Annotated in this window: 18 protein-coding genes; 6 read left to right on the forward strand and 12 right to left on the reverse strand. The window is 74.0% G+C overall.

Annotation, left to right across the window (positions count from 1 at the left end; all coding sequences use genetic code 11):
* Positions 1 to 77: 77 nt before the first annotated feature.
* Entirely contained in the window at positions 78 to 881 is an 804-nt protein-coding gene (locus ACZ7C5_RS33105; RefSeq protein ID WP_470324098.1) for a serine hydrolase, read from the forward strand.
* 21 nt (positions 882 to 902) lie between these two features.
* The gene (locus ACZ7C5_RS33110) at positions 903 to 1862 is read left to right on the forward strand and encodes a hypothetical protein (protein ID WP_470324099.1); all 960 of its coding nucleotides are present in this window, start codon (positions 903 to 905) and stop codon (positions 1860 to 1862) included.
* A gap of 14 nt (positions 1863 to 1876) precedes the next feature.
* On the opposite strand, the gene ACZ7C5_RS33115 is transcribed toward ACZ7C5_RS33110, so the two are convergent.
* From ACZ7C5_RS33115 to ACZ7C5_RS33125, 3 genes are all read right to left on the reverse strand, one after another.
* Positions 1877 to 2674 (reverse strand): hypothetical protein, encoded by a 798-nt coding sequence (locus tag ACZ7C5_RS33115; RefSeq protein WP_401091170.1) that lies wholly within the window; start codon positions 2672 to 2674, stop codon positions 1877 to 1879.
* Between the two features lie 146 nt (positions 2675 to 2820).
* On the reverse strand, positions 2821 to 3846 hold the full coding sequence (locus tag ACZ7C5_RS33120; protein ID WP_470324120.1) for a TolB family protein: 1026 nt from the start codon (positions 3844 to 3846) through the stop codon (positions 2821 to 2823).
* Between the two features lie 2 nt (positions 3847 to 3848).
* Positions 3849 to 5240 carry an MFS transporter gene (locus ACZ7C5_RS33125; RefSeq protein WP_401091168.1) on the reverse strand — a complete coding sequence of 464 codons (1392 nt, stop codon included), beginning with the start codon at positions 5238 to 5240 and terminating at the stop codon, positions 3849 to 3851.
* 361 nt (positions 5241 to 5601) lie between these two features.
* Here ACZ7C5_RS33125 and ACZ7C5_RS33130 point away from each other — a divergent pair, with 361 nt between their 5' ends.
* Together ACZ7C5_RS33130 and cobC are read left to right on the forward strand one after the other, a co-directional pair.
* Positions 5602 to 6522, forward strand: a complete 921-nt coding sequence (locus ACZ7C5_RS33130; protein ID WP_401091167.1) for a cobalamin biosynthesis protein — start codon at positions 5602 to 5604, stop codon at positions 6520 to 6522.
* An 81-nt stretch (positions 6523 to 6603) separates the two neighbouring features.
* On the forward strand, positions 6604 to 7650 hold the full coding sequence (gene cobC, locus ACZ7C5_RS33135; RefSeq protein ID WP_470324100.1) for an Rv2231c family pyridoxal phosphate-dependent protein CobC: 1047 nt from the start codon (positions 6604 to 6606) through the stop codon (positions 7648 to 7650).
* Positions 7651 to 7680: 30 nt separating this feature from the next.
* Here the strand turns inward: cobC and ACZ7C5_RS33140 are convergent, their stop codons facing one another.
* The 8 genes from ACZ7C5_RS33140 to ACZ7C5_RS33175 all read right to left on the reverse strand — a co-directional run bounded on the left by ACZ7C5_RS33140 (position 7681) and on the right by ACZ7C5_RS33175 (position 15445).
* The gene (locus ACZ7C5_RS33140) at positions 7681 to 8511 is read right to left on the reverse strand and encodes an MOSC domain-containing protein (protein WP_470324101.1); all 831 of its coding nucleotides are present in this window, start codon (positions 8509 to 8511) and stop codon (positions 7681 to 7683) included.
* Complete coding sequence (locus ACZ7C5_RS33145) at positions 8508 to 9044, reverse strand: HAD domain-containing protein (RefSeq protein ID WP_470324102.1); 537 nt, start codon at positions 9042 to 9044, stop codon at positions 8508 to 8510. Before ACZ7C5_RS33145 ends, ACZ7C5_RS33140 begins: the two co-directional genes overlap by 4 nt.
* On the reverse strand, positions 9041 to 9619 hold the full coding sequence (locus ACZ7C5_RS33150; RefSeq protein WP_401091023.1) for an HAD domain-containing protein: 579 nt from the start codon (positions 9617 to 9619) through the stop codon (positions 9041 to 9043). The genes ACZ7C5_RS33145 and ACZ7C5_RS33150 overlap by 4 nt, the downstream gene beginning before the upstream one ends.
* 109 nt (positions 9620 to 9728) lie before the next feature.
* On the reverse strand, positions 9729 to 10826 hold the full coding sequence (locus ACZ7C5_RS33155; RefSeq protein ID WP_470324103.1) for an LLM class flavin-dependent oxidoreductase: 1098 nt from the start codon (positions 10824 to 10826) through the stop codon (positions 9729 to 9731).
* Between the two features lie 329 nt (positions 10827 to 11155).
* Positions 11156 to 12178, reverse strand: a complete 1023-nt coding sequence (glnII, locus tag ACZ7C5_RS33160) for a glutamine synthetase (protein WP_188299825.1) — start codon at positions 12176 to 12178, stop codon at positions 11156 to 11158.
* Between the two features lie 164 nt (positions 12179 to 12342).
* Complete coding sequence (locus tag ACZ7C5_RS33165; RefSeq protein WP_470324104.1) at positions 12343 to 13347, reverse strand: SCO1860 family LAETG-anchored protein; 1005 nt, start codon at positions 13345 to 13347, stop codon at positions 12343 to 12345.
* 158 nt (positions 13348 to 13505) lie between these two features.
* Complete coding sequence (locus ACZ7C5_RS33170) at positions 13506 to 14183, reverse strand: uracil-DNA glycosylase (protein ID WP_401091018.1); 678 nt, start codon at positions 14181 to 14183, stop codon at positions 13506 to 13508.
* Between the two features lie 170 nt (positions 14184 to 14353).
* A complete protein-coding gene (locus tag ACZ7C5_RS33175; RefSeq protein WP_401091017.1) occupies positions 14354 to 15445 on the reverse strand; it encodes an amidohydrolase family protein in 1092 nt (363 codons plus the stop codon).
* 94 nt (positions 15446 to 15539) lie between these two features.
* Between ACZ7C5_RS33175 and ACZ7C5_RS33180 the strand changes: the two genes are divergently transcribed.
* Complete coding sequence (locus ACZ7C5_RS33180; RefSeq protein WP_470324105.1) at positions 15540 to 16625, forward strand: pyridoxal-phosphate-dependent aminotransferase family protein; 1086 nt, start codon at positions 15540 to 15542, stop codon at positions 16623 to 16625.
* A gap of 65 nt (positions 16626 to 16690) precedes the next feature.
* On the opposite strand, the gene ACZ7C5_RS33185 is transcribed toward ACZ7C5_RS33180, so the two are convergent.
* Positions 16691 to 18328 (reverse strand): APC family permease, encoded by a 1638-nt coding sequence (locus tag ACZ7C5_RS33185; protein ID WP_470324106.1) that lies wholly within the window; start codon positions 18326 to 18328, stop codon positions 16691 to 16693.
* 259 nt (positions 18329 to 18587) lie between these two features.
* Between ACZ7C5_RS33185 and tmpA the strand changes: the two genes are divergently transcribed.
* On the forward strand, positions 18588 to 20177 hold the full coding sequence (gene tmpA / locus ACZ7C5_RS33190) for a 2-trimethylaminoethylphosphonate dioxygenase (RefSeq protein WP_470324107.1): 1590 nt from the start codon (positions 18588 to 18590) through the stop codon (positions 20175 to 20177).
* Positions 20178 to 20222: the final 45 nt, after the last annotated feature.

A 20222-nucleotide genomic window follows, 5' to 3' on the forward strand; every position in this document is an offset into this window, starting at 1 on the left:
CAGGCCTGGCGTACGGCGCCGCCGCGCGGGTAGGGAGCCGTTGGCCACGACCCAACCGCGAGAAGGGGATTGCCCCGATGGACGGTTCCGACGAATTGTGCTCCGCGATCACCGCACAGATCGAAGAGTTCGCAACGGCCGACGACGCGGGCGTGCGCAGCGTTCTGATCAGTACGCTCGACGAACCCCGGATCAACGTCGCCCACCGGGCGGACCTCGTTCTGCCCTCGGCGAGCCTGGCCAAGATGATCCTCGGGGTCGCGCTCTTCGAGTCGGCCGAGCGCGGCGAACTCGACCCCGACGGCCGTGTCCGGGTCGGGAGCCTTCCCGGCACGATGTACCCGAGCGCGCTCCAGGCTCTCGATCCCGATTCGACCGTCACGGTGCGGGAGTTGTGCGGGTTCGCCCTGGTGACAAGCGACAACCCCGCCGCCGAACACGTGCGGACTGTCCTGGGCCAGGGGCGGATCGACGCCACGATCAAGGCCCTCGGACTGCACAACACGGCCTTCCCCGCCGGGTTCTCCGAACGGGAGCTCGGGCCGCTCGGCCGTGCCAACACCACCACCGCCGAGGACATGCTGCGGCTGGTCGAGCACATCGAGCGGACACCTCACCTGGAACCAGTCCGGCACTACCTGGTCAACAACCTCCGCAACGACCGGATCCCCTCCCGCCTGGACGACGACGTACCGGTCCGGCACAAGACCGGAAGCCTGCGCGGCATCGTGAACGACACCGGCATCGTCCTGCATCCCGTCAACCGCATCGCCATGGTCTTCCTGACCGAGGGCCAAGCGGACAACGTCCGCACAGCCCAGGAGATCGGGGAGGTCTCCGAACGGATCGTCCGGATCATCACAGAAGGGGCGGCGTTCTGACCCGGCCCGAGGGGGTGGCGTGTGACCGTGTCTCGTGAACGCCAACTACGCAAGATCCTTGCGCTGGTCAACACCCTCGCGCTGACCTTGGGGCTGGTGTGCGTCGTGACCGCGGCACTGCTGGCCCACCAGCAGGTCCTCGCCACCGTGCTCAGCCTCATCGGCGGCGCCTTCGTGTCGGCGGCGGCCGTCACACTCGCGATCGGCTCCCTCACCGTGCGGGAAACCACGGAGCAGGTGGACAGCGCGGTGCTCCGCGGGATGCAGGACGTCCTGGGCCCGGTACGCGACCCCCTGTTCGCCGGAGCGCTGTCCGCCTACCGCTACGACTGCCTGCTCTCCCCCGCACCGGACGGTGACGCCCATCCCGACTACCTCTACCAGAGCTTCCGGGTCTCCTACCGGATCGAGGCCCTGCCCGGAACGGTGACGATCGTCTGCCTCGCCTCCAACGACGATGCCGGCCTGGACGGCTTCACCGGACCCGAGTGCCTGCTCCGGTGGATGATCGACGACAACCTGGACCCGGACGACCCCGAGATCTTCACCGTCGCCGCAGTCCGGGTGGACAATCGGGCCCTGGAACGTACATCCACGACGCACGAGGACGTCGTCGGTGGGCGTGCCAGGATCGAGCACTTCTCCGTCCCGCGCGGGGCCCAGGTCACCGCGGGCCACTTGGTGGAGCTGAGCGTCACCGCACGCAAGTTCGCGGGCACCGACCGGAGGGTCCGCGTCCAGGCCCAGGTGTTCCGCCATGTCACCGACGCCGAGTACCGGCTCACCGTCGATCCTGCGCTCCGACCGACCAGACTGAGCGTGAACGCCTCGGAGATCAGTGCGCTCGGAGCCTCTCACGGTGCCAGTGTGCGGGCCACCTTCCCGGCACCGTTCAACAACACGGCCGGACTGATCCAGCTCCCGTTCCCCCTCCAGCCCGGCAGCGTCATGGCATTCACCATCGACCGGGACGTGGCCTGACCCCAACCGCCGGTTCAGCCGGTGGCGCGGATGTAGATGTCGGCGGCGCCGGCGAGGCCGCCGGGGATGGTGGCGACGTAGATGCGGCGGGCGGTGGGGGCGTGGGCGGGGAGGTCGGTGGGGGTCGGGTCCGCGGTGGGGGTGGGGCTCGGTGCGGGGGTGGGATCTTCCGGCGCGAGGTCGGTGGCGGGAGCCTCGTCGGCGGTGGGGGCCGGATCGGCGTCCGGGTCCACGGGGTCGGCGGGGTCGGCGGCGAGCTGGCCGGCCTCGGCGGCGGGGGCGGCCTCCGGCGAGGGGCTCTCGCTGGGCGTCGCGTCGGCGGACGGGGCGACGGACGGGGTCACGGACTCCGTGGACGGGGCGGCGGCGGTCGGCGGCGAGGACTCGGGGAGTTCCGAGGCCTCGGCCGGCTCGTCGCCGCCGAGGGCGGCGAGCAGGTCGGGCGGGAGCGGGGCGACCGGCCCCGGCGTGGGGAGGTCGTAGGCGCTGAGGAAGTCGCCGAGGCCGGGGGCCCTCCCGCCGCCGAGGCGGTAGTGCAGGTAGGCGACCGGGGCGCCGTCCGAGGTGTGGGTGTAGACGGCGCCGACCGGGACGTAGAAGCGTCCTGCGCCGGGGTGCTGGGAGGGGTGCAGGCCGGCCAGGCGTTCGGCGCGGTCCCGGTCGGTCTCGCGGCCGGTGCGGCCGACGGTGAACGCGTTGACGCCGCGCACCACGAGGGCGGCGGCGACGGACACGCACAGCACCAGTCCGACGGCGACGGTGCGCCGCAGGACCGGTCGGCCGTGCAGGGCGGGCCAGGAATCGGTCACCATGCGTTCGGGCGGGATACCGTCCACGGTTGTCTTGCTCCCCCGTTCGATCAGGGCGCTCGATCGGGACGTCCGGCCGGTACGCCCGGCCCGGACGCTCGACCGGCACGTCACACTCTGCACGACGTGGGACCGTAGCCGAGAGTTCCTCAGCCCAGGTAGGCGGGGGCCACCGCGGCCTTGGTGACCTGCTGCGCGCCGCCCGAACCGTCGGCCGGAACGGTCCACAGGTCCGCACCGTAGTCGCCGGGCAGGGCGTACACCAGGGTGCCGTCGCCGGACCAGAGCACCTGGTCGTCGATGTTGCGCCGCTCGGCGGTGGCGGTCTCGGTCATGGTGGCGAGGTCGAGCACGTAGAGCCGCCACGGGGCGTCGACGGGCAGGCCGGGAACGCGCTTCTTGTACGCGACGCGGGTGCCGTCCGGGGAGAGCGAGGGGCACTCGACGTTGTCGTGCAGGGTGGTGAGGGTGCGGGCGGCGAGGTCGCCGCGGACCAGGTGGGTCCGCCCGGCGCTGGCGAGGGTGGCGTGGAAGGTGTTGTCGTCGGCGAAGGTGACGCCCCAGATGTTGACGTCGTGCGCCTGGTACGGGTGTCCGTCCAGGACGACCGCGAAGTCCTCCAGGTTCTCCCGCAGGTTCCAGTCCCTGACGTCCACGATCGAGGTGCGGGTGGAGAAGTCGCTGCCCGCGTACGAGTCGCCGCTGACGAAGACCGTCCAGGCGACGAGGTGCCCGGAGGGCGAGACCCGGGAGCGGGTGGGGATGCCGGCGGCGGGGAAGGACCGGAGTTCGCGCAGGTGGTCGTCCAGGACCACGGCGCGGTAGGTGTCCTCCAGCGCGCCGTGCTGGGCCTGGAGGCAGATGCCGGTGCCGGCGGCGGCGTGGAAGCGCAGGCACTGGACGCCGGAGGCGGTGCGCGGGCCGTCGGGGCGGTCGGCTGGGACGGTGGTGATCTCGTCCCGGTGCGGGCCCCAGGCCATGTTGCGGAACAGCAGCTGCCGTCCGTGGCCGGACGCCCCGAGCGACACGGCGCCGGAGGCGACCTCGGGACCGCCGGGCTGGACCTGGTCCCGACGGGCGGTGCGGTCGGCGGCGTGGAGCACGGCTCCGGTGCCGACCGCACCGAGCAGCACGACGGCGACCAGCAGGACGATCACCCTGGTCCGGTTCTGCAGGTTCACGGCTTCTCCTCGGCGGCGGGGGCGGGTTGGGACGTGCCGGTGACGGGCCCGGCCGCGGTTCCCGGTCTCCCGTCACCGGCGGCGGCCGCATCGGCTTCGGACGGGCGCAGCACGGCCGCCGCGCCGAGCACGCACAGCGCCAGCGCGCCCGCCGACCAGCCCAGCGCCGCCGGGCCGCCGACCGCGCCCCACAGCGCGCCGAACAGCAGCGAGCAGGCGAACCTGGCCAGCGCCTGCCCGGTGCCGACCAGGGCGAGCCCGGCGCCGCGCTGCCCGGCGGGCACCGTGTCGGCGGCCGCGGCGGCGAGCACGCCGTCGGTGGCCGCGTAGAAGGTGCCGTGCAGCAGCAGGACGCAGAGCGCCGCGGGCACCCCGCGCAGCGGCGAGAGCAGAAGCCCGTACGCGAGCAGCAGCACCCCGTGTCCGGCGAGGAAGAGCCGGTGGCGGCCGATCCGGTCGGCGAGCGCGCCGAGCGGGACGGCGAGCAGCAGGAAGGCGGCGGCGGTGCCCAGCGGCAGCAGCGGGAACAGGCCGACGGGCAGGTCCAGCCGGCGCTGGACGAGCAGGTAGAGGAAGGAGTCGCTGACGGTGGTGAGGCCGAGCAGGACGGCGCAGAGCGTCAGCCGGCGCAGGCCCGGCAGGCGCAGCAGGGTGAGACTGTCGCGGAGCGAGGGGGTGGAAGTCGACAAGTCGTCACGACTGCCGCGGTTCGGCACGAACAGCAGCAGGATCAGCACGCCGAGCGCCGCGACGCACGCGCTGACCGTGAACACCGCGTCGTAGCCGTGCCGCTCGCCGCCGTCGGCGAGCAGCGGGCCGCCGGCCAGCCGCAGCACCAGGAAGGCGGTGAGCGGGCCGAGCAGGGCACCGGCCGTGTCCATCGCCCGGTGCACGCCGAACGCCCGGCCGCGGTGCGCGGGTTCGGTGGCCAGCGAGATCATCGCGTCCCTGGGTGCGGTGCGCAGGCCCTTGCCGGTGCGGTCGACGGCGATCACGGCGCCGATCAGCGGGACGGTGTGGACGAACAGCAGCAGCGGACGGCACAGCGCGGACAGCCCGTACCCGACGGCCGCGACGGCCTTGTGCCGGGCGGCGCCGTCCCGGCCGCGGCGGTCGGCGAGGTGGCCGCCGACCAGCCGGACCAGGGCGCTGAAGCCGTTCTGGATGCCGTCGAGCAGGCCGAAGCCGAGCGGGGAGAGGCCGAGACCGGTGAGCAGGTAGAGGGGGAGGACGGCGGTGACCATCTCGGAGGAGATGTCGGTGACCAGGCTGACGGTGCCGAGGGCGATGACCGCCCCGGGCACGGTGCGCAGGGCGGCGCCCCGCCGGGCCTGGCCGGTGGCCGGCGCGTCGGGGGCCTTCGAACTGCGGGAGTCCGCGACGTACACGGGCGTCAGTTCCGGATTCCGGTGGTGGCGGTGCCGCGGCCGGCCGGGCCCCGGGCGGGACGCGCCGAGGAGGAGGAAACGGAGGCAGGGGCACCGGCCGTGGGCGTGCCTGGGGTGCGCGGTCGTGCGAAGGCCATGGGGGTCCTCCGGATGTCGGGGCTTCCCGGGCGGGAGCGCCGAGAACAGTAGGAGCGCCGTGGTGTCGTGTACCTCACAACGGAGGTGAAGAACAGGCGAACAGCTGCCGCGCCGGGCGGGCCCGCCGGCACGGACCGGCGCCGGAGGTCGCACCTGTCGCGATTGACCCGTTCCGGCCGGGCGTGGTGGGATCTCCGGAGCTTGTGACGAAGGAGTGCGGCACGTGATCGGACTGGTCGCAGCCGTCCCGGCCGACGGGCCCGAGGACGCCCCGGTCCTGCGGATCGCCGCCCCGGACGACCGGCACGACGGGCACCGCCGGGACGACCGGCACGACCGGGACAGCGAGTACGAGCGGGACGACCCGGGCGGCAGCCTGCCGGTCCTCCCCCGCACCCTGGTGGCCGGCATCGGCGCGAGCAGCCGCGCCGAACGGACCGAGGTGCTGCGGCTGCTGACGGACACCCTCGCGGAGGCCTGCCTGGCCCGCTCCGCGGTGGCCCGGCTGGCGACCGTGGCGGGCAAGGCGGACCACCCGGCGGTGCGCTGGGCGGCCGAACACCTCACCGGGGTACCGGTGGACGAGTACCCGGCGGCGGCGCTGGCGGGAGTGCCGGTGCCGAACCCCTCCGCCGTGGTCGGCGCGGCCGTCGGCACCGCGAGCGTGGCCGAGGCGGCGGCGCTCGCGAGCGCGCCGGGCGGGCGGCTGGTGGTCGCCAAGCGCAGGTCGGCGGGGGCGACGGTCGCGATCGCCCGGGCGACGGTGCCCGGACGGATCGCGCTGCTCGACCTCGGCCCCAAACCCGGCCCCGTCCTCGGCCCCGGGTCCGGGTCCGGGTCCGGATCCTGCGTATCGGGGCCGCGGGTCCGGGCGGAGCTGCGGAGCGCCTCGGCGGTGGTGGGCACGCCGGCGGCGGTCGCGGCGGTGGCCGGTGTGCTCCGGCCGGACACCTGGCGGATCGCGGTGCCGGACGGCCCCCGGGCACCGCTCGACGCCTCCGGGAGGGCGCTCGACCGCACCGGGACGGCCGTCGCCCTCGCCTCCCACGGCCACACCGTGGCCCTGGTCACCCTCGGTGACGGCGCGCGGCTCACCGTGCCGCCCGGCCCGTACGAGGTCCACCCCGTCCACCTACGGCCCTGACCTCCCGCCCGCGCCCGAACCCGACCGCCCACGCCGTCCACATCGCCCCCACCATCCGCACCGCCCACAAGGAGACCCCACGTGACCGCCCCCGAACCCGACCTGCGCCACCACGGCGACGCCGAGGTGCGCGCCGACGGGCTCGGCCTGGTCGACCTCGCCGTCAACGTCCGCACCGGCACTCCCCCGGCCTGGCTGCGCGAGCACCTCGCGGCCACCCTCGGCGACCTCGCCGCCTATCCCGACCAGAGCGCCGCGCGCGCCGCGGTGGCCGCCCGGCACGCCCGCCCGGTCGAGGAGGTGCTGCTCACCTCGGGGGCGGCCGAGGCCTTCGTCCTGCTCGCGCGGGTACTGACGTCACATCACATCGTCGTCGTGCACCCGCAGTTCACCGAGCCGGAGGCGGCACTGCGGGACGCCGGGCACCGGGTGCACCGGGTGCTGCTCTCCCCCGGCGACGGGTTCCGGCTGGGCGCCGTCCCCGAGGAGGCTGACCTGGTCGTCCTCGGCAACCCGACCAACCCGACCTCCGTCCTCCACCCCGCCGAGGCCGTCGCCGCGCTGGCCCGGCCAGGGCGCACCCTGGTGGTGGACGAGGCGTTCATGGACGCCGTGCCGGGCGAGCGGGAGTCCCTGGCCTCCGTCCGCGACCTGCCCGGCCGGGTCGTCGTGCTGCGCAGCCTCACCAAGACCTGGGGCCTGGCCGGGCTGCGGATCGGCTACGTGCTCGGCCCGGCCCCGCTGATCGCCGACCTCGGCGCCGCCCAGCCGCTCTGGCCGGTCTCCACCCCCGCGCTGGCCGCCGCCGAGGTGTGCAGCGGCCCGGACGCGCTCGCCGAGGCGGAGCGGGCGGCGGCCGAACTGGCGCTCCGGCGCGAGCACCTGGTGAAGGGACTGGCCGCCTTCCGGTCGGTGCGACTGCACGGCGAACCGGCCGCCTCCTTCGTGCTGGTACGGCTGCCGGAGGCGGCGGCCGTCCGGGAGCGGCTGCGCGCGCACGGCTTCGCCGTCCGGCGCGGGGACACCTTCCCGGGGCTGGGCCAGGAGTGGCTGCGGATCGCCGTCCGGGACGAGGAGATCACCGACCGCTTCCTCGACGCCCTTGGGGCCGTGCTCGGTTCGGCGTGACGGCAGGCCCGGCCGGGCGGACGGCCGCGTTCAGTCCATCGTGATCCGGTCCCCGGTCCTGATCACGCCCGGCACCACCACCCGGGCGTACACCCCCGCGCAGGGCAACGCCGGCATGCCGTCCAGCGGCACCACCCGGTTCCGCTCGGCCGGGATGCGCAGCGCCTCGGGGCGGCGGGGCAGCGGCCCGTGCCGCAGGGTGGGGACGGCGCAGCGCGGGGTGGGCGCGATGACTCGCAGGAGCAGGGTCGGGCCGATCGCCAACTCCCGCCCCACCCAGGCGTTCTCGACGTAGCCCTCGCCCTCGGTGCGGATCACCAGGTTCGGCCGGTAGCGCTCGGCCTCGCTGCCGGTGGCGCGCAGGGTCGAGGTGGTGATCAGGTGCAGCGGCGCGAAGTCGAAGAAGCCGCCGTCCGGTACGGCGCGGCCCAACTCGTTGACGGTGAAGTCGGTTTCGGCCGCGCTTCCGCGAGCCAGCACCTCCTCGGGAACGGCCCGTTCGACGGTCGCGCCGGGCGGGCGCTCGTCGATCAGCGCGACCTCGCGGCCGAGCGCCTCGGACAGCTCCCGCTCGTCCGCGCCCCGGCCGTCCGGGCCGCTGACGGCCACGCGGCCGTCCGTCGTGGTCCTGGCCGTGTACCCGAGCAGGCCGGCCCACAGCCGGGGGCGCTTGGCGCTGGCCACCCGGCCGGTGGCCAGGTCGAGCAGCGCCCGCTCGCGGTCGCCGGCCAGGCCCCGGCCGGTCACCTCGGCCCGGTCGAGTTCCTCGCCGAGCAGCCCCTTCACCGGGTAGCGCCGCAGCCGTTCGACCGTACCGGCCACTCGCGTTCCGTTCGCTCCCGCCTCGGCCACGCCCGTCACTCGTCCTCCTCCGCCCATTCCCGCAGAGCCTCGAAGTGCAGCTCCCGCAGTCCGATCCGCGGGTCGACCCAGAGGGCCAGTGCCGGGGCCGGGTGGTTCGCCTCGATCCACTCGATGTCCTGCGGGCCGAGTTCGTCGTCCACCCAGACGAACGGGCGCCCGGCGGCCCAGGCGACCACGTCCCTGGTCTTCCAGTGCAGCCCGTCCGGGTCCTCCCGGAACTCCTCCGTCCAACGGATGTACGGGAGTTCGGGCAGACCGAGCGGCGGGGCGATGAAGGTGTTCGCCTCGTCCGTCCAGGTGCTGGCCCACACCAGTTCGTACGGCAGCGCCAGCAGTTCCTCACCGTGCGACGGGTTCAGCCAGACCCGCAGCGGCTTCACCCGCTCGCGCGGCAGCGGTGCGTGGCGGGCCACCCAGGACTCCGGCAGCATCCGGTGCGTCCAGTAGCCGTCCGGGCGGCGGGTCTTGGGCGCCGCGTAGGGGTTGAGCGGCCCGTCGACGTCGAGCAGGAGCAGCGGCCGCCCGGTCATGCGGCCTCCGCCCACTCCCGCAGCCTGGCGAAGTCCCCGGCCAGCAGGCCGATCCGGGGATTGACGTGCAGGGTGAGGGCCGGCCCCGGGTGGTGGGCGGCGATCCACTCCTCGTCCTGCGGGCCGAGTTCGTCGTCCACCCAGACGAACGGGCGCCCGGCGGCCCAGGCGACCACGTCCCTGGTCTTCCAGTGCAGCCCGTCCCGGTCCTCGCCGAACAGGTCGGACCAGCGGATGTACGGGAGTTCGGGCAGACCGATGTGCGGGCCTATGTGGGTGTTGGCCTCGCCCATCCACCCGGTGGCCCACACCAGTTCGTACGGCAGCGCGAGCAGTTCCCCGCCGTGCGACGGGTTCAGCAGGACCCGCAGCGGCTTGACCCGCGCGGCGGGGGGCCTGGCGTGTCTGGCACGCGTGGCCTGCCGGGCCCGGACCGCCGCCAGGTGCTCCTGCTTCGCCACCCACCAGGCGGGGCTCAGCCGGTGGGTGTCGTAGCCCTCGGGCCTCCGCTCCGGCGCGGCGAAGGGATTGAGTGGTCCGTCCACGTCGAGGAGGAGCAGGGGCTGCTGGGTCATGCCTTGAATTCTCGGTCCGCCGGGGGCGCTTGACCAGCGATTTGCGGGTCACGATCGGGCTCCCCCACCGCCGTCCCCACCGCCGTCCCCGCCCCCGCCCCCGCCGCCGTCACGGGCGGGTCCACAGGTTGCGGGCGGCGAGCAGCGGCAGCACGCCCTCGCCGAACCAGTACGCCTCCTCCAGATGCGGCATCCCGCTCAGCACGAACTCGTCGATGCCCAGCCCGTGGTACTCGCAGATCAGGTCCGCGACCTCCCGGTGGCTGCCCACCAGCGCCGTCCCGGCGCCACCGCGCAGCAGCCCGATGCCTGCCCACAGGCCGGGATGCACCTCCAGCCGCCGCGCCGAGCCGCCGTGCAGCGCGAGCATCCTCCGCTGTCCCTCCGACTCGCTCTCGGCGAGCGCCCGTTGGGTCTCCCGTACCCGGCCCGGGTCCATCGCGGCGAGCAGCCGCTCGGTCTCCGCCCAGGCCTGCGCGGCGGTGTCCCGGGTGATCACGTGCAGCCGGATGCCGAACCGGACGGTCCGGCCCCTGGCGGCGGCCAGTTCGCGGATCCAGCGGATCTTCTCCCCCACCTGGGCGGGCGGTTCGCCCCAGGTCAGGTAGACGTCCGCGTGGTGGGCCGCGACGTCGCCGGCGGCCGGGGAGGAACCGCCGAAGTACACCGTCGGCACCGGGTCGGGCAGCCGGTTCAGCCGCGCTCCCTCGACCCTCAGGTGCGGCCCGTGGTGGTCGACCGTCTCGCCGGCCCAGAGCCGGCGGGTGATGTCCAGGAACTCCCCGGTCCGCGCGTACCGGGCGTCCTTGTCCAGGAAGTCCCCGTAGGCGCGCTGCTCGGCGGACTCCCCACCGGTCACCACGTTGAGCAACAGCCTTCCGCCGGACTGCCGTTGGTAGGTCGCGGCCATCTGCGCGGCCAGTGTCGGGCTGATCTGCCCGGGCCGGAACGCCACCAGGTACTTCAGCCGCTCGGTCACCTGGCTCAGCATCGCGGTGGTCAGCCAGGCGTCCTCGCACCAGGCCCCGGTCGGTGTCAGTACCCCCTCGAAGCCCAACTGCTCGGCGCTGCGGGCGATCTGCCCGAGGTAGCCGACGCTCGGCGGCCGGTGGGAGCCGGCCGCGCCGGGCGTGGAGCCGTGACCGCCGCCGACGATCAGCCGGCTGTCGCCGTTGGTGGGGAGGAACCAGTGGAAGGTGAGAGCCATGGACGGACACACTCCTGGGGCGGGGACTGCCTGCGGTCGGTTGACGGAACCCACCGACTGCGACACCCCGCCGCCCACACCCGTCCCAGGTCCACGTGCAGCCTGCGCACGAGAAGCGGTCGGCCCGAAGCGGTCATGCCCCGATTCTCCGCGACTCCTCCACCCCGATCAAGACGCCCGAGCAGGACGCCCCGAGCAGGACGCCCGGCCAGGACGCCCCCGCCGTCGGCGGGCGTACGAACGTCCCGGACAGCCGAACGGCCGCAGGCCCCCTCCTGCACCTGGAGGGGGCCTGCGGCCGTGGCGTGCGCGCCTCGTGGCGCGGCGGATCAGACCTGGCCGGCCTTCTCCAGGGCCTCGCAGCAGGTGTTGATCATGAGCCGGGTGACGACGTAGGGGTCGACGTTGGCGTTCGGGCGGCGGTCCTCGATGTAGCCCTTCTTGTCCACCTCGACCTGCCACGGGATGCGCACCGAGGCACCACGGTCGGAGACGCCGTAGCTGTAGGAGTTCCACGGGGCGGTCTCGTGCTTGCCGGTCAGGCGGGACTCGATGTCGGCGCCGTACTGGGTGACGTGCTCCAGCACCTTCTCCTGGGAGCTGCCGAGCGCCTCGCAGGCGGTGATGATGGCGTCGTAGCCCTCGCGCATCGCCTTGGTGGAGAAGTTGGTGTGGGCGCCGGCGCCGTTCCAGTCGCCGCGGACGGGCTTCGCGTCGAGGGTGGCGTCGATGCCGAACTCCTCGGCGGTGCGGTAGAGCAGGTAGCGGGCGACCCACATGTCGTCGGAGACGGTCAGCGCGTCGACCGGGCCGATCTGGAACTCCCACTGGCCGGGCATGACCTCGGCGTTGATGCCGCAGATGGCCAGGCCGGCGCCGATGCAGCGGTCCAGGTGCAGCTCGACGATCTCGCGGCCGAAGACCTCCTCGGCGCCGACGCCGCAGTAGTAGCCGCCCTGCGGGGCCGGGTAGCCGCCCTCCGGGAAGCCGAGCGGGCGGGAGCCCTTGAAGAAGGTGTACTCCTGCTCGATGCCGAAGATCGACTCCTGCGCGGCGTACTTCTCGGCGACCTCGCGCAGCAGTGCGCGGGTGTTGGAGACGTGCGGGGTGCCGTCCGTCTCCAGGACCTCGCAGAGGACCAGGATGTTGTCGCCACCGCGGATCGGGTCCGGAATGACCCGCACCGGGTCCAGCACGCGGTCCGAGGCGTGGCCCTCGGCCTGGCTGGTCGAGGAACCGTCGAAGCCCCAGGTCGGGATCTTGTCGGCGTTGGGCAGGACGCGAGTCTTGGAACGGAGCTTCGCGGTCGGCTTGGTGCCGTCGATCCAGATGTACTCGGCCTTGATTGCCACGGCGTGTCCCTCGCATTGCTGGCTGGTGGGTGCCCGCGTAGCGTCGCAAGCCGCCGTTTCCCGGTTGTTCCTCTCGTGTAACGCGCATGTGAACCAACCGTCCGCATCGGCACGGTCACGGTGCGGGAGTGCCGGGGATGGCACTCCCGCCGTTCCGGGTGCCGTCAGTGACGGCGGGCGTGCGCGGCGCGACGGCGCCGGGTGGCCCACAGCGCGGCCGCCCCGCCCGCGACCAGCGCGGCGGCGCCGGCCGCGAGCGGGCCGGTGGCGCTGCTGCCGCCGGTGGCCGCCAGCTTCTCCGACGGCTGCGACGACTGCCGCGACTTCTCCGGCTTCTCCGCTCCGGCCTGCGGGTCGGCGGCCCGCGAGGCGGTGGTGTCGGCGACCGGCTGGGCGGCGGGCGCGCTGGTGGGCGCGGCGCTCGGGGCGGCCGGGCCCGACGGGGTGGCCGGCGGCGCGGTGGGCTTCTCACAGCTCACCGAGGCGACGGTGATCTTCCCGGTGACCTTGGCGACGTTCAGGTTCAGCGGGTTCACCTCCACCTGCACCTCCAGGGCCGAGGCGGCGGCGGTGGTCGTGGTGACGGTCTTCTTGGAGAACTCCACCGAGACGCTGCCGATCAGCGGCACCTCCACCTTGGTCGGCCCGTACAGGCCGATGGTGACCGGCTTGCCGAGCACACTGAGCCTGACCGGCGCGATCACGTCGGCGGTCGGCTTCCCGTCGACCGGACAGGTCGCCTCGGCGCTCATCGTCTCCAGGCCCAGCAGCGCGGTGGCGGGCAGGCCCGGGGCGTGCACGTCGGCGTTGACCAGCTTGACGGAGGCGGTGGCGCCCTTGGCGTCGACGCGGGTCACCGACTTGCCGACGTCCGCCTTGACCAGGGTGACCGGACCCTGCTGGTCGACCCCGGCCACCGTGGCGGTGAGCATCGAGCCGTCGCGCTGCGCGGGCGACTCCACCTTGTTCAGCGCGATGTTCACCGGGACGTCCACCGCCTTGTTCAGCAGGCTGACGTCCAGGTCGAGTTCGGCGGTGACGGCGCGCGCCTTACCGGGCGACGGGGCGGGTTCGGCCGCCTGGACGGGCGCGGCGGTGAGCAGCGTGCTCGCCACCAGCGCGGTGGCCGCGGCAGCGGCGGAAGCGGAAACGATTCGGCGAGAAGACATGGCGATACCCCCACACGGATGAAACGATGAGACGCCAGTCTTCTCGAACAATCCGTCACATGAGTAACACGGAACGTCATTTCACTCGTTGGAGTGAGATTGACGTTTCGTGCTGACTCAACTCCGCTCCGGAATCGCCGAATTGCGGTCGCAAACCGCTACGGCAGCCGCCAGTCCACCGGCTGCGCCCCCTGCCGCACCAGCAGCTCGTTGGCCCGGCTGAACGGCCGCGAGCCGAAGAAGCCGCTGTTCGCCGAGTACGGGCTCGGGTGCGCCGACTCGATCGCCGGGATGTCCCCGAGCAGCGGCCGCAGGTTGCGGGCGTCACGCCCCCACAGGATCGCCACCAGCGGACCGCCGCGCGCCGCCAGCGCCCGGATCGCCTGCTCGGTGACCTCCTCCCAGCCCTTGCCCCGGTGCGCGGCCGGCTTGCGCGGCGCGGTGGTCAGCGCCCGGTTGAGCAGCAGCACGCCCTGCTTCGTCCACGGGGTGAGGTCCCCGTCGGACGGCTGCGGCAGGCCCAGGTCGTTCCCGTACTCCTGGTAGATGTTGATCAGGCTCGCCGGGATCGGCCGCACCTCCGGCCCCACCGAGAAGCTGAGCCCGACGGCGTGGCCCGGGGTCGGGTACGGGTCCTGCCCGACGATCAGCACCCGCACGTCGGCGAAGGGCTGCTGGAAGGCCCGCAGCACGTTCGGGCCGGAGGGCAGGTAGGTACGGCCTGCGGCCAGTTCGGCGCGCAGGAAGTCGCCCATCGCGGCGACCCGTCCGGTGACGGGTTCCAGGGCGGTGGCCCAGCCGGGCTCGACGATCTCGTTCAGTGGACGCGGTGCCATGGTCGCCACCCTATCGGCCTACACCGACAGGGCGTTCAGCGGATGATCATGTGAACGAGGCCCGGCGAGGGCCCGGCGAGCGCCGCCCGGGCCACCCGCCCGAAGCACCCGCCCCGCCACCCCGGCCCGCCACCGCGGCCACCCCGGCCGCCCCGGCCGCCCCGACGCGGCTACCCGACCGGCCGCCCCCGCAGCACCACCAGCCGCGGGTCGGCGAGCACCCGGACGTCCGCCCGCGGGTCCTGCGCGTACACCACGAAGTCCGCCGGCGCGCCCTCCTCCAGCCCCGGCCGCCCCAGCCACTCACGCGCCCCCCAGCTCGCCGCCGACAGCGCCTCGGCCGGGCTCAGCCCCGCCCTGACCAGCTCCGCCACCTCGTCCGCGACCAGCCCGTGCGCCAGCGAGCCGCCCGCGTCGGTACCGACGAACACCGGGATGCCGGCCTCGTGCGCGGCGCCCACGGTGTCGTACCGGCGCTCGTGCAGCCGCCGCATGTGCGCCGCCCAGGCCGGGAACCTGCCCTCGCCGCCGGCCGCGAGGTCGGGGAAGGTCGCGATGTTGACCAGGGTCGGCACGATCGCCACCCCGCGCTCGGCGAAGACCGGGATCAGCTCCTCGGTCAGCCCGGTGGCGTGCTCGACGCAGTCGATCCCGGCCGCCAGCAGGTCCGGCAGCGACTCGGCGGAGAAGCAGTGCGCGGTGACCCGCGCGCCCTCCTCGTGCGCCGCCGCGATCGCCTCGGCGAGCGCGTCGCCCGGCCAGCAGGCGGCGAGGTCGCCGCGCTCGCGGTCGATCCAGTCGCCGACCAGCTTCACCCAGCCGTCCCCGCGCCTGGCCTCGGCCCGGACGTAGGCGGCCAGGTCGCCGGGCTCGATCTCGTGCGCGTAGTTGCGGATGTAGCGGCGGGTGCGGGCGATGTGCCGCCCGGCGCGGATGATCCGGGGCAGGTCCTCGCGCTCGTCGATCCAGCGGGTGTCGGCGGCCGAGCCCGCGTCGCGGATCAGCAGGGTGCCGGCGTCCCGGTCGGTGAGCGCCTGCTTCTCGCTGGTCTCGGCGTCCACCGCGCCGTGCGCGTCCAGGCCGACGTGGCAGTGGGCGTCCACCAGACCGGGCAGCACCCAGCCGGTCACCGTCCGCACGTCCCCGGCGGTCGGCGGGCGGGTGAAGCTCACCCGGCCGTCCACCACCCAGAGTTCGTCCCGGACGTCCTGCGGACCGACCAGCACCCGACCCCGCACGTGCAGCACCGCGCCATCGCTCATGGCCGCACTCTACCGACGGGCGGGTTCCGTGTAAGCGGTCGCCATGGGGCAGACTCGTTGCCGGCACCCCCACCCCGCGAAAGGCGATAAAGACGTGAGTCCCTTCCTCGACCTGCCCCCGCTCAGCGCCGCCGAGTTCGCGGCGATCGAGGACCGGGTGGCCTCGCTGCTGCACACCGAGGCCGACGTGATCGTCACCCAGGGCGAGGCCCTGCTCCCCCTGGAGGCCGCGATCCGCGGCGCCGCGCACCCCGGCTCGACCGCCCTGAACATCGTCACCGGCCCGTACGGGCAGACCTTCGGCAACTGGCTGCGCTCCTGCGGCGCGAAGGTCGTCGACCTGGCCGTCCCGTTCGACAGCGCGGTGAGCGCCGAGCAGGTGGCCGAGGCCCTGGAGAGCACGCCGGAGATCGACTTCGTCTCCCTGGTGCACGCCGAGGCCGCCACCGGCAACACCAACCCGGTCGCCGGGATCGGTGCCGCGGTGCGCGAGCACGGCGCGCTGCTGATGCTCGACGCGGTCGCCTCCGTCGCGGCCGAGCCGCTGCTCACCGACGAGTGGGGCGTCGACCTGTGCGTCATCGGCGGCCAGAAGGCGATGGGCGGCCCGGCCGGGGTGTCCGCCGTGTCCGTCTCCGAGCGCGCCTGGGAGCGGATCACCGCCAACCCGGCCGCCCCGCGCCGCTCCTACCTCTCGCTGCTCGACTGGAAGGAGCGCTGGACCGACGCCGGCCGCACCGTACTGCCGCACGCCCCGGCCCAGTTGGAGATGCTCGCGCTCGGCGCCTGCCTGGACCGGATCGCCGCCGACGGCCTGCCCGCCGTGATCGCCCGCCACCGCGCCGCCTCCGCCGCCACCCGGGCCGGGGTCCGCGCGCTCGGCACCCTGTCCCCGTACGTCGTCGAGGACGCCCACGCGGCCCCGGTCGCCACCACCCTGCGCACCCCGGACGGCGTCGACGCGACCGCCCTCGCCGCCCGCCTCGACCCGGCCCTGCCGGTCCAGCCGGGCGGCGGCGCGCTGGCCGGCTCGATGCTGCGGGTCAACCACTACGGCCGGGCGGCCTCGCCGGACACCGTCCGCGCCTGCCTCACCGGCCTCGCCGGGGCGACGGACGCCGACCCGGCGCCCGCCCTGGCCGCCGCCGAGGCCGCCTGGAGCGCGGCCGTCGCGGCCTGAGCGACCCGCCCGCACACGGCGGCGGCTCCGCGGGACGTCCCGCGGAGCCGCCGCCGTACCCGGGCTCAGTGCCCGTTGACGTCCACCACCTCGACGCCCCGGATGTTCCGCTCGATCTCCTCCGCCGACAGCGCGATCGCCAGCGCCCAGTAGTAGACGACCAGCGAGAACGCCACCACGACGGCGATGTCCCACCACAGCGGCAGGTTCCCCCGCGCGCCCACCCCGAAGGTGCCCTGCCAGGAGATCAGGCCCATGCCGACCAGGTAGACCGGCAGCCACTGCCCGGCCCCGAAGTCCATCCGGGGCGCGTTCGGCACCCCCTTCGAGCGCGCGTACCAGGAGTACCCGCCGAGCAGCAGGTAACCGGTCACGATCGCCAGGCCCAGTCGCCACAGGGTGTCCCAGCCGGACCAGTAGACGACCAGGCTCGCCACCACGAAGGCCAGCGGCGAGACCACCGCGCCGCCGGGCAGGTGGTACGAGCGCTCCATCCCCGGCAGCCGCTTGCGCAGCACCCCGAAGGCCAGCGGCGCGCCCGCGTACATCAGCACCACCGCCGAGGTGATGAACCCGACCAGCCGCTGCCAGCTCGGGAAGGGCAGGAAGCAGATCACCCCGGCCGCCCAGGCGATGAGCAGGCCGAGCCAGGGCACCGCGCGCTTGTCGGTGGACTGGAGGGCCGGCGGCGCGTAGCCGTTGCGGCTCAGGCCGTAGGTGACCCGGGAGCTGGAGGTGATGTAGACCAGCCCGGTGCCGGCCGGTGAGATCACCGCGTCGACGAACAGCACGGTGGCCAGCCAGCCGAGGCCGATCAGGGTCGCGAGGCCGGCGAACGGCCCGCTGATCCCCGGGTAGTCGAGGGTGCTCCAGCCCTGGGCGAAGGTCTCCGGCGGCAGCGCGCCGATGAACACCACCTGGAGCATCACGTAGACGACGGTGCCGACCACGACCGAGCCGAGCACGGCGCGCGGGATGTCCCGGCGCGGGTTGCGGCTCTCCCCCGCCCACTGGATGGCCTGCTCGAAGCCGAGCAGCGCGAAGATCACCCCGCTGCTGCTGATCGCCGTGAGCACGCCCTTGGCGCCGTCCGGCGCGAAGCCGTGCACGTCGAAGTTGGAGGCGTGGAACTCGGTGAGGCCGAGCGCGAAGATCGTCAGCACCGGGATGGCGACCTTCCACACGGTGGCCGCGCTGTTGGTGTGCGCGAGCAGCCGGACGCCGAGGAAGTTGACCGCGACGAACACCCCGAGCAGGAGGGCCGCGACCACGAAGCCGAGCCCGGTGAGGGTCAGGTCGTCGTGCAGCAGGCCGCGCGCCCAGGTCCAGTGCCGGGCGTAGTTGATCATCGCCTGCACCTCGATCGGCGCGATGGTCGCGGCCTGGAGCCAGGTGAACCAGCCGAAGGACATCCCGGCGAACCCGCCGAAGGCGTAGTGCGGGTAGCGCGCCGTGCCGCCGGCCACCGGGAACAGCCCGCCCAGTTCGGCGTGCACCAGCGCCAGCAGGATGATCGCCACCGCGCCGATGCCCCAGGACAGCAGCGCCGCCGGCCCGGCCGCCACCACCGCCTTCTGCGCCCCGAACAGCCAGCCGGATCCGATGATCGCCCCGACCGAGGCCCAGAGCAGTCCGACGACGCCGACTTCGCGCCGCAGCCCGGTGCGCCCCGAGGCCGGCGGGTTGGAGGAGGAGTGGGCCATGGCCGGTCACCTCTCGAAGCAGGAGGAATTCCTCCGACAGTGCCGCAGCCCCACCGCCTCCCCGCCCCGGGACACCCCGCACCCCGCTCCCCTCACTCGAACAGCCCGTCGGGTGCGACCTCCCGGCACAGTTCCCGCAGCGTTCACCTGCCGGGCACGCGGAACTCACCGGGGGCAGGCAGGCTCCAGACCGCGGAGTGAAGTTGGCTATACAACTTCAGCCGATACGACAGCCGTAGTCCCGCCGAGGAGGAGACCGATGACCGAGCTGCCGCCGTACTGGCTGCGCGACAACTGCCCGTGCGCCGAGTGCCGGGACCCGCGCAACGGACAGAAGCTGTTCCAGATCGGCGACCTGCCGCAGGGGCTCGCGATCGCGACGAGCACCGAGGCCGACGGACACCTGGAGGTGCTCTGGTCGGACGGGCACCGCTCCCGCTACCCGCTGGAGTGGCTCGACGAGACGGACGGGGGCGACGGGCGCACCGAGCGGGACAAGCGGCTCTGGACGGCCGCGGACTTCGCGCCCGGCATCCCGGAGGCCCGGTGGGAGGCCTACCTGACCGACCCGGCCGAGCAGGCCGCCGTGCTGGCCGCGGTACGGAGCGACGGTTTCGCGGTGCTGCGCGGGGTGCCGGCGCTGGAGCGGCAGGTGCTGCGGGTGGCGGAGAGCTTCGGGTACGTCCGGGTCACCAACTACGGGGAGCTGTTCGACGTCCGGGTCGAGCCGGACCCGAACAACCTGGCCTTCACCAGCGTCGCCATCGCCCCGCACAGCGACAACCCGTACCGGGACCCGGTGCCGACGCTCCAGTTGCTGCACTGCCTGGAGAACTCGGCGACCGGCGGCGACTCCGGCCTGGTGGACGGGTTCAAGGCGGCGGCCCTGCTGCGCGAGGAGGCGCCGGACGACTTCGGGACGCTCACCCGCACGCCCGTCCCGTTCGTGTTCCGCGACCACCGCACCGAACTTCGCGCCGACCGCCCGCTGATCGACGTGGGCGCCGACGGGAGGATCCGCGAGGTCAGGTTCAACAACCGGTCGATCGGCACCCTGCGGGGCGAGGGCCTGGGCGCCTTCTACACCGCCTACCGCCGCTTCGCCGCGATCACCCTGCGCCCCGAGCTCCAGCTCACCTTCCGGCTCACCCCCGGCGACTGCCTGATCTTCGACAACACCCGTCTGCTGCACGCCCGTACGGCCTTCCAGCAGGACGGCCACCGGCATCTCCAGGGCTGCTACGCCGACGTGGACGGGCTGAACAGCACCCTCGCCGTGCTGCGCCGCCGCGCCGCCGCGCTGGACGCGATCGCCGCCCTGTTCGCGGGCGAGGGCGCCGGGGAGTACCTGGGCGAGGAGGTCACCATGGCCGAGCACATGCTCCAGGCCGCCGCTGCCGCCGAGGCCGCGGGGGCGCCGGACCACCTGGTCGCCGCCGCACTGCTGCACGACATCGGGCACTTCTTCGACGCGCACGGCCAGGAGTCCTCACACGGACAGAATCTGATGAAGGGTCAGGACAACCGGCACAGCGACTCGGGGGCCGACTGGCTGGCCCGCTGGTTCGACCCCGAGGTCACCGAGCCGGTCCGGCTGCACGTGGCCGCCAAGCGCTACCTGTGCGCGGTCGAGCCCGGCTACCGGGAGAAGCTCTCCGCCGCCTCCGAGTACACGCTGAACGTCCAGGGCGGCCCGATGGACGAGCGCCAGGCCGCCGCCTTCGCCGAACTCCCGGGCGCCCGGGACGCGGTGGCGGTGCGGCGCTGGGACGAGCAGGCGAAGGTGGCCGGCGCGCCGACGCCGGGCTTCGCTCACTACCGCCCGCTGCTCGCCGCGCTCATGCGGTAGCGGGGCAGGACGGACGGGGCAGGCAGGGCGGACGGAACGGGCGGG

The organism is Kitasatospora sp. NPDC036993, assembly GCF_055607525.1.

What these genes read in the sequence shown, in the direction of transcription:
- ACZ7C5_RS33105 (WP_470324098.1), top strand. Translation starts at nt 78, where the DNA reads ATGGACGGTTCCGACGAATTGTGCTCCGCGATCACCGCACAGATCGAA.
- ACZ7C5_RS33115 (WP_401091170.1), bottom strand. Translation starts at nt 2,674, where the DNA reads ATGGTGACCGATTCCTGGCCCGCCCTGCACGGCCGACCGGTCCTGCGG.
- ACZ7C5_RS33145 (WP_470324102.1), bottom strand. Translation starts at nt 9,044, where the DNA reads ATGACCGGGCGGCCGCTGCTCCTGCTCGACGTCGACGGGCCGCTCAAC.
- ACZ7C5_RS33150 (WP_401091023.1), bottom strand. Translation starts at nt 9,619, where the DNA reads ATGACCCAGCAGCCCCTGCTCCTCCTCGACGTGGACGGACCACTCAAT.
- ACZ7C5_RS33155 (WP_470324103.1), bottom strand. Translation starts at nt 10,826, where the DNA reads ATGGCTCTCACCTTCCACTGGTTCCTCCCCACCAACGGCGACAGCCGG.
- ACZ7C5_RS33165 (WP_470324104.1), bottom strand. Translation starts at nt 13,347, where the DNA reads ATGTCTTCTCGCCGAATCGTTTCCGCTTCCGCCGCTGCCGCGGCCACC.
- ACZ7C5_RS33170 (WP_401091018.1), bottom strand. Translation starts at nt 14,183, where the DNA reads ATGGCACCGCGTCCACTGAACGAGATCGTCGAGCCCGGCTGGGCCACC.
- ACZ7C5_RS33175 (WP_401091017.1), bottom strand. Translation starts at nt 15,445, where the DNA reads ATGAGCGATGGCGCGGTGCTGCACGTGCGGGGTCGGGTGCTGGTCGGT.
- ACZ7C5_RS33185 (WP_470324106.1), bottom strand. Translation starts at nt 18,328, where the DNA reads ATGGCCCACTCCTCCTCCAACCCGCCGGCCTCGGGGCGCACCGGGCTG.
- tmpA (WP_470324107.1), top strand. Translation starts at nt 18,588, where the DNA reads ATGACCGAGCTGCCGCCGTACTGGCTGCGCGACAACTGCCCGTGCGCC.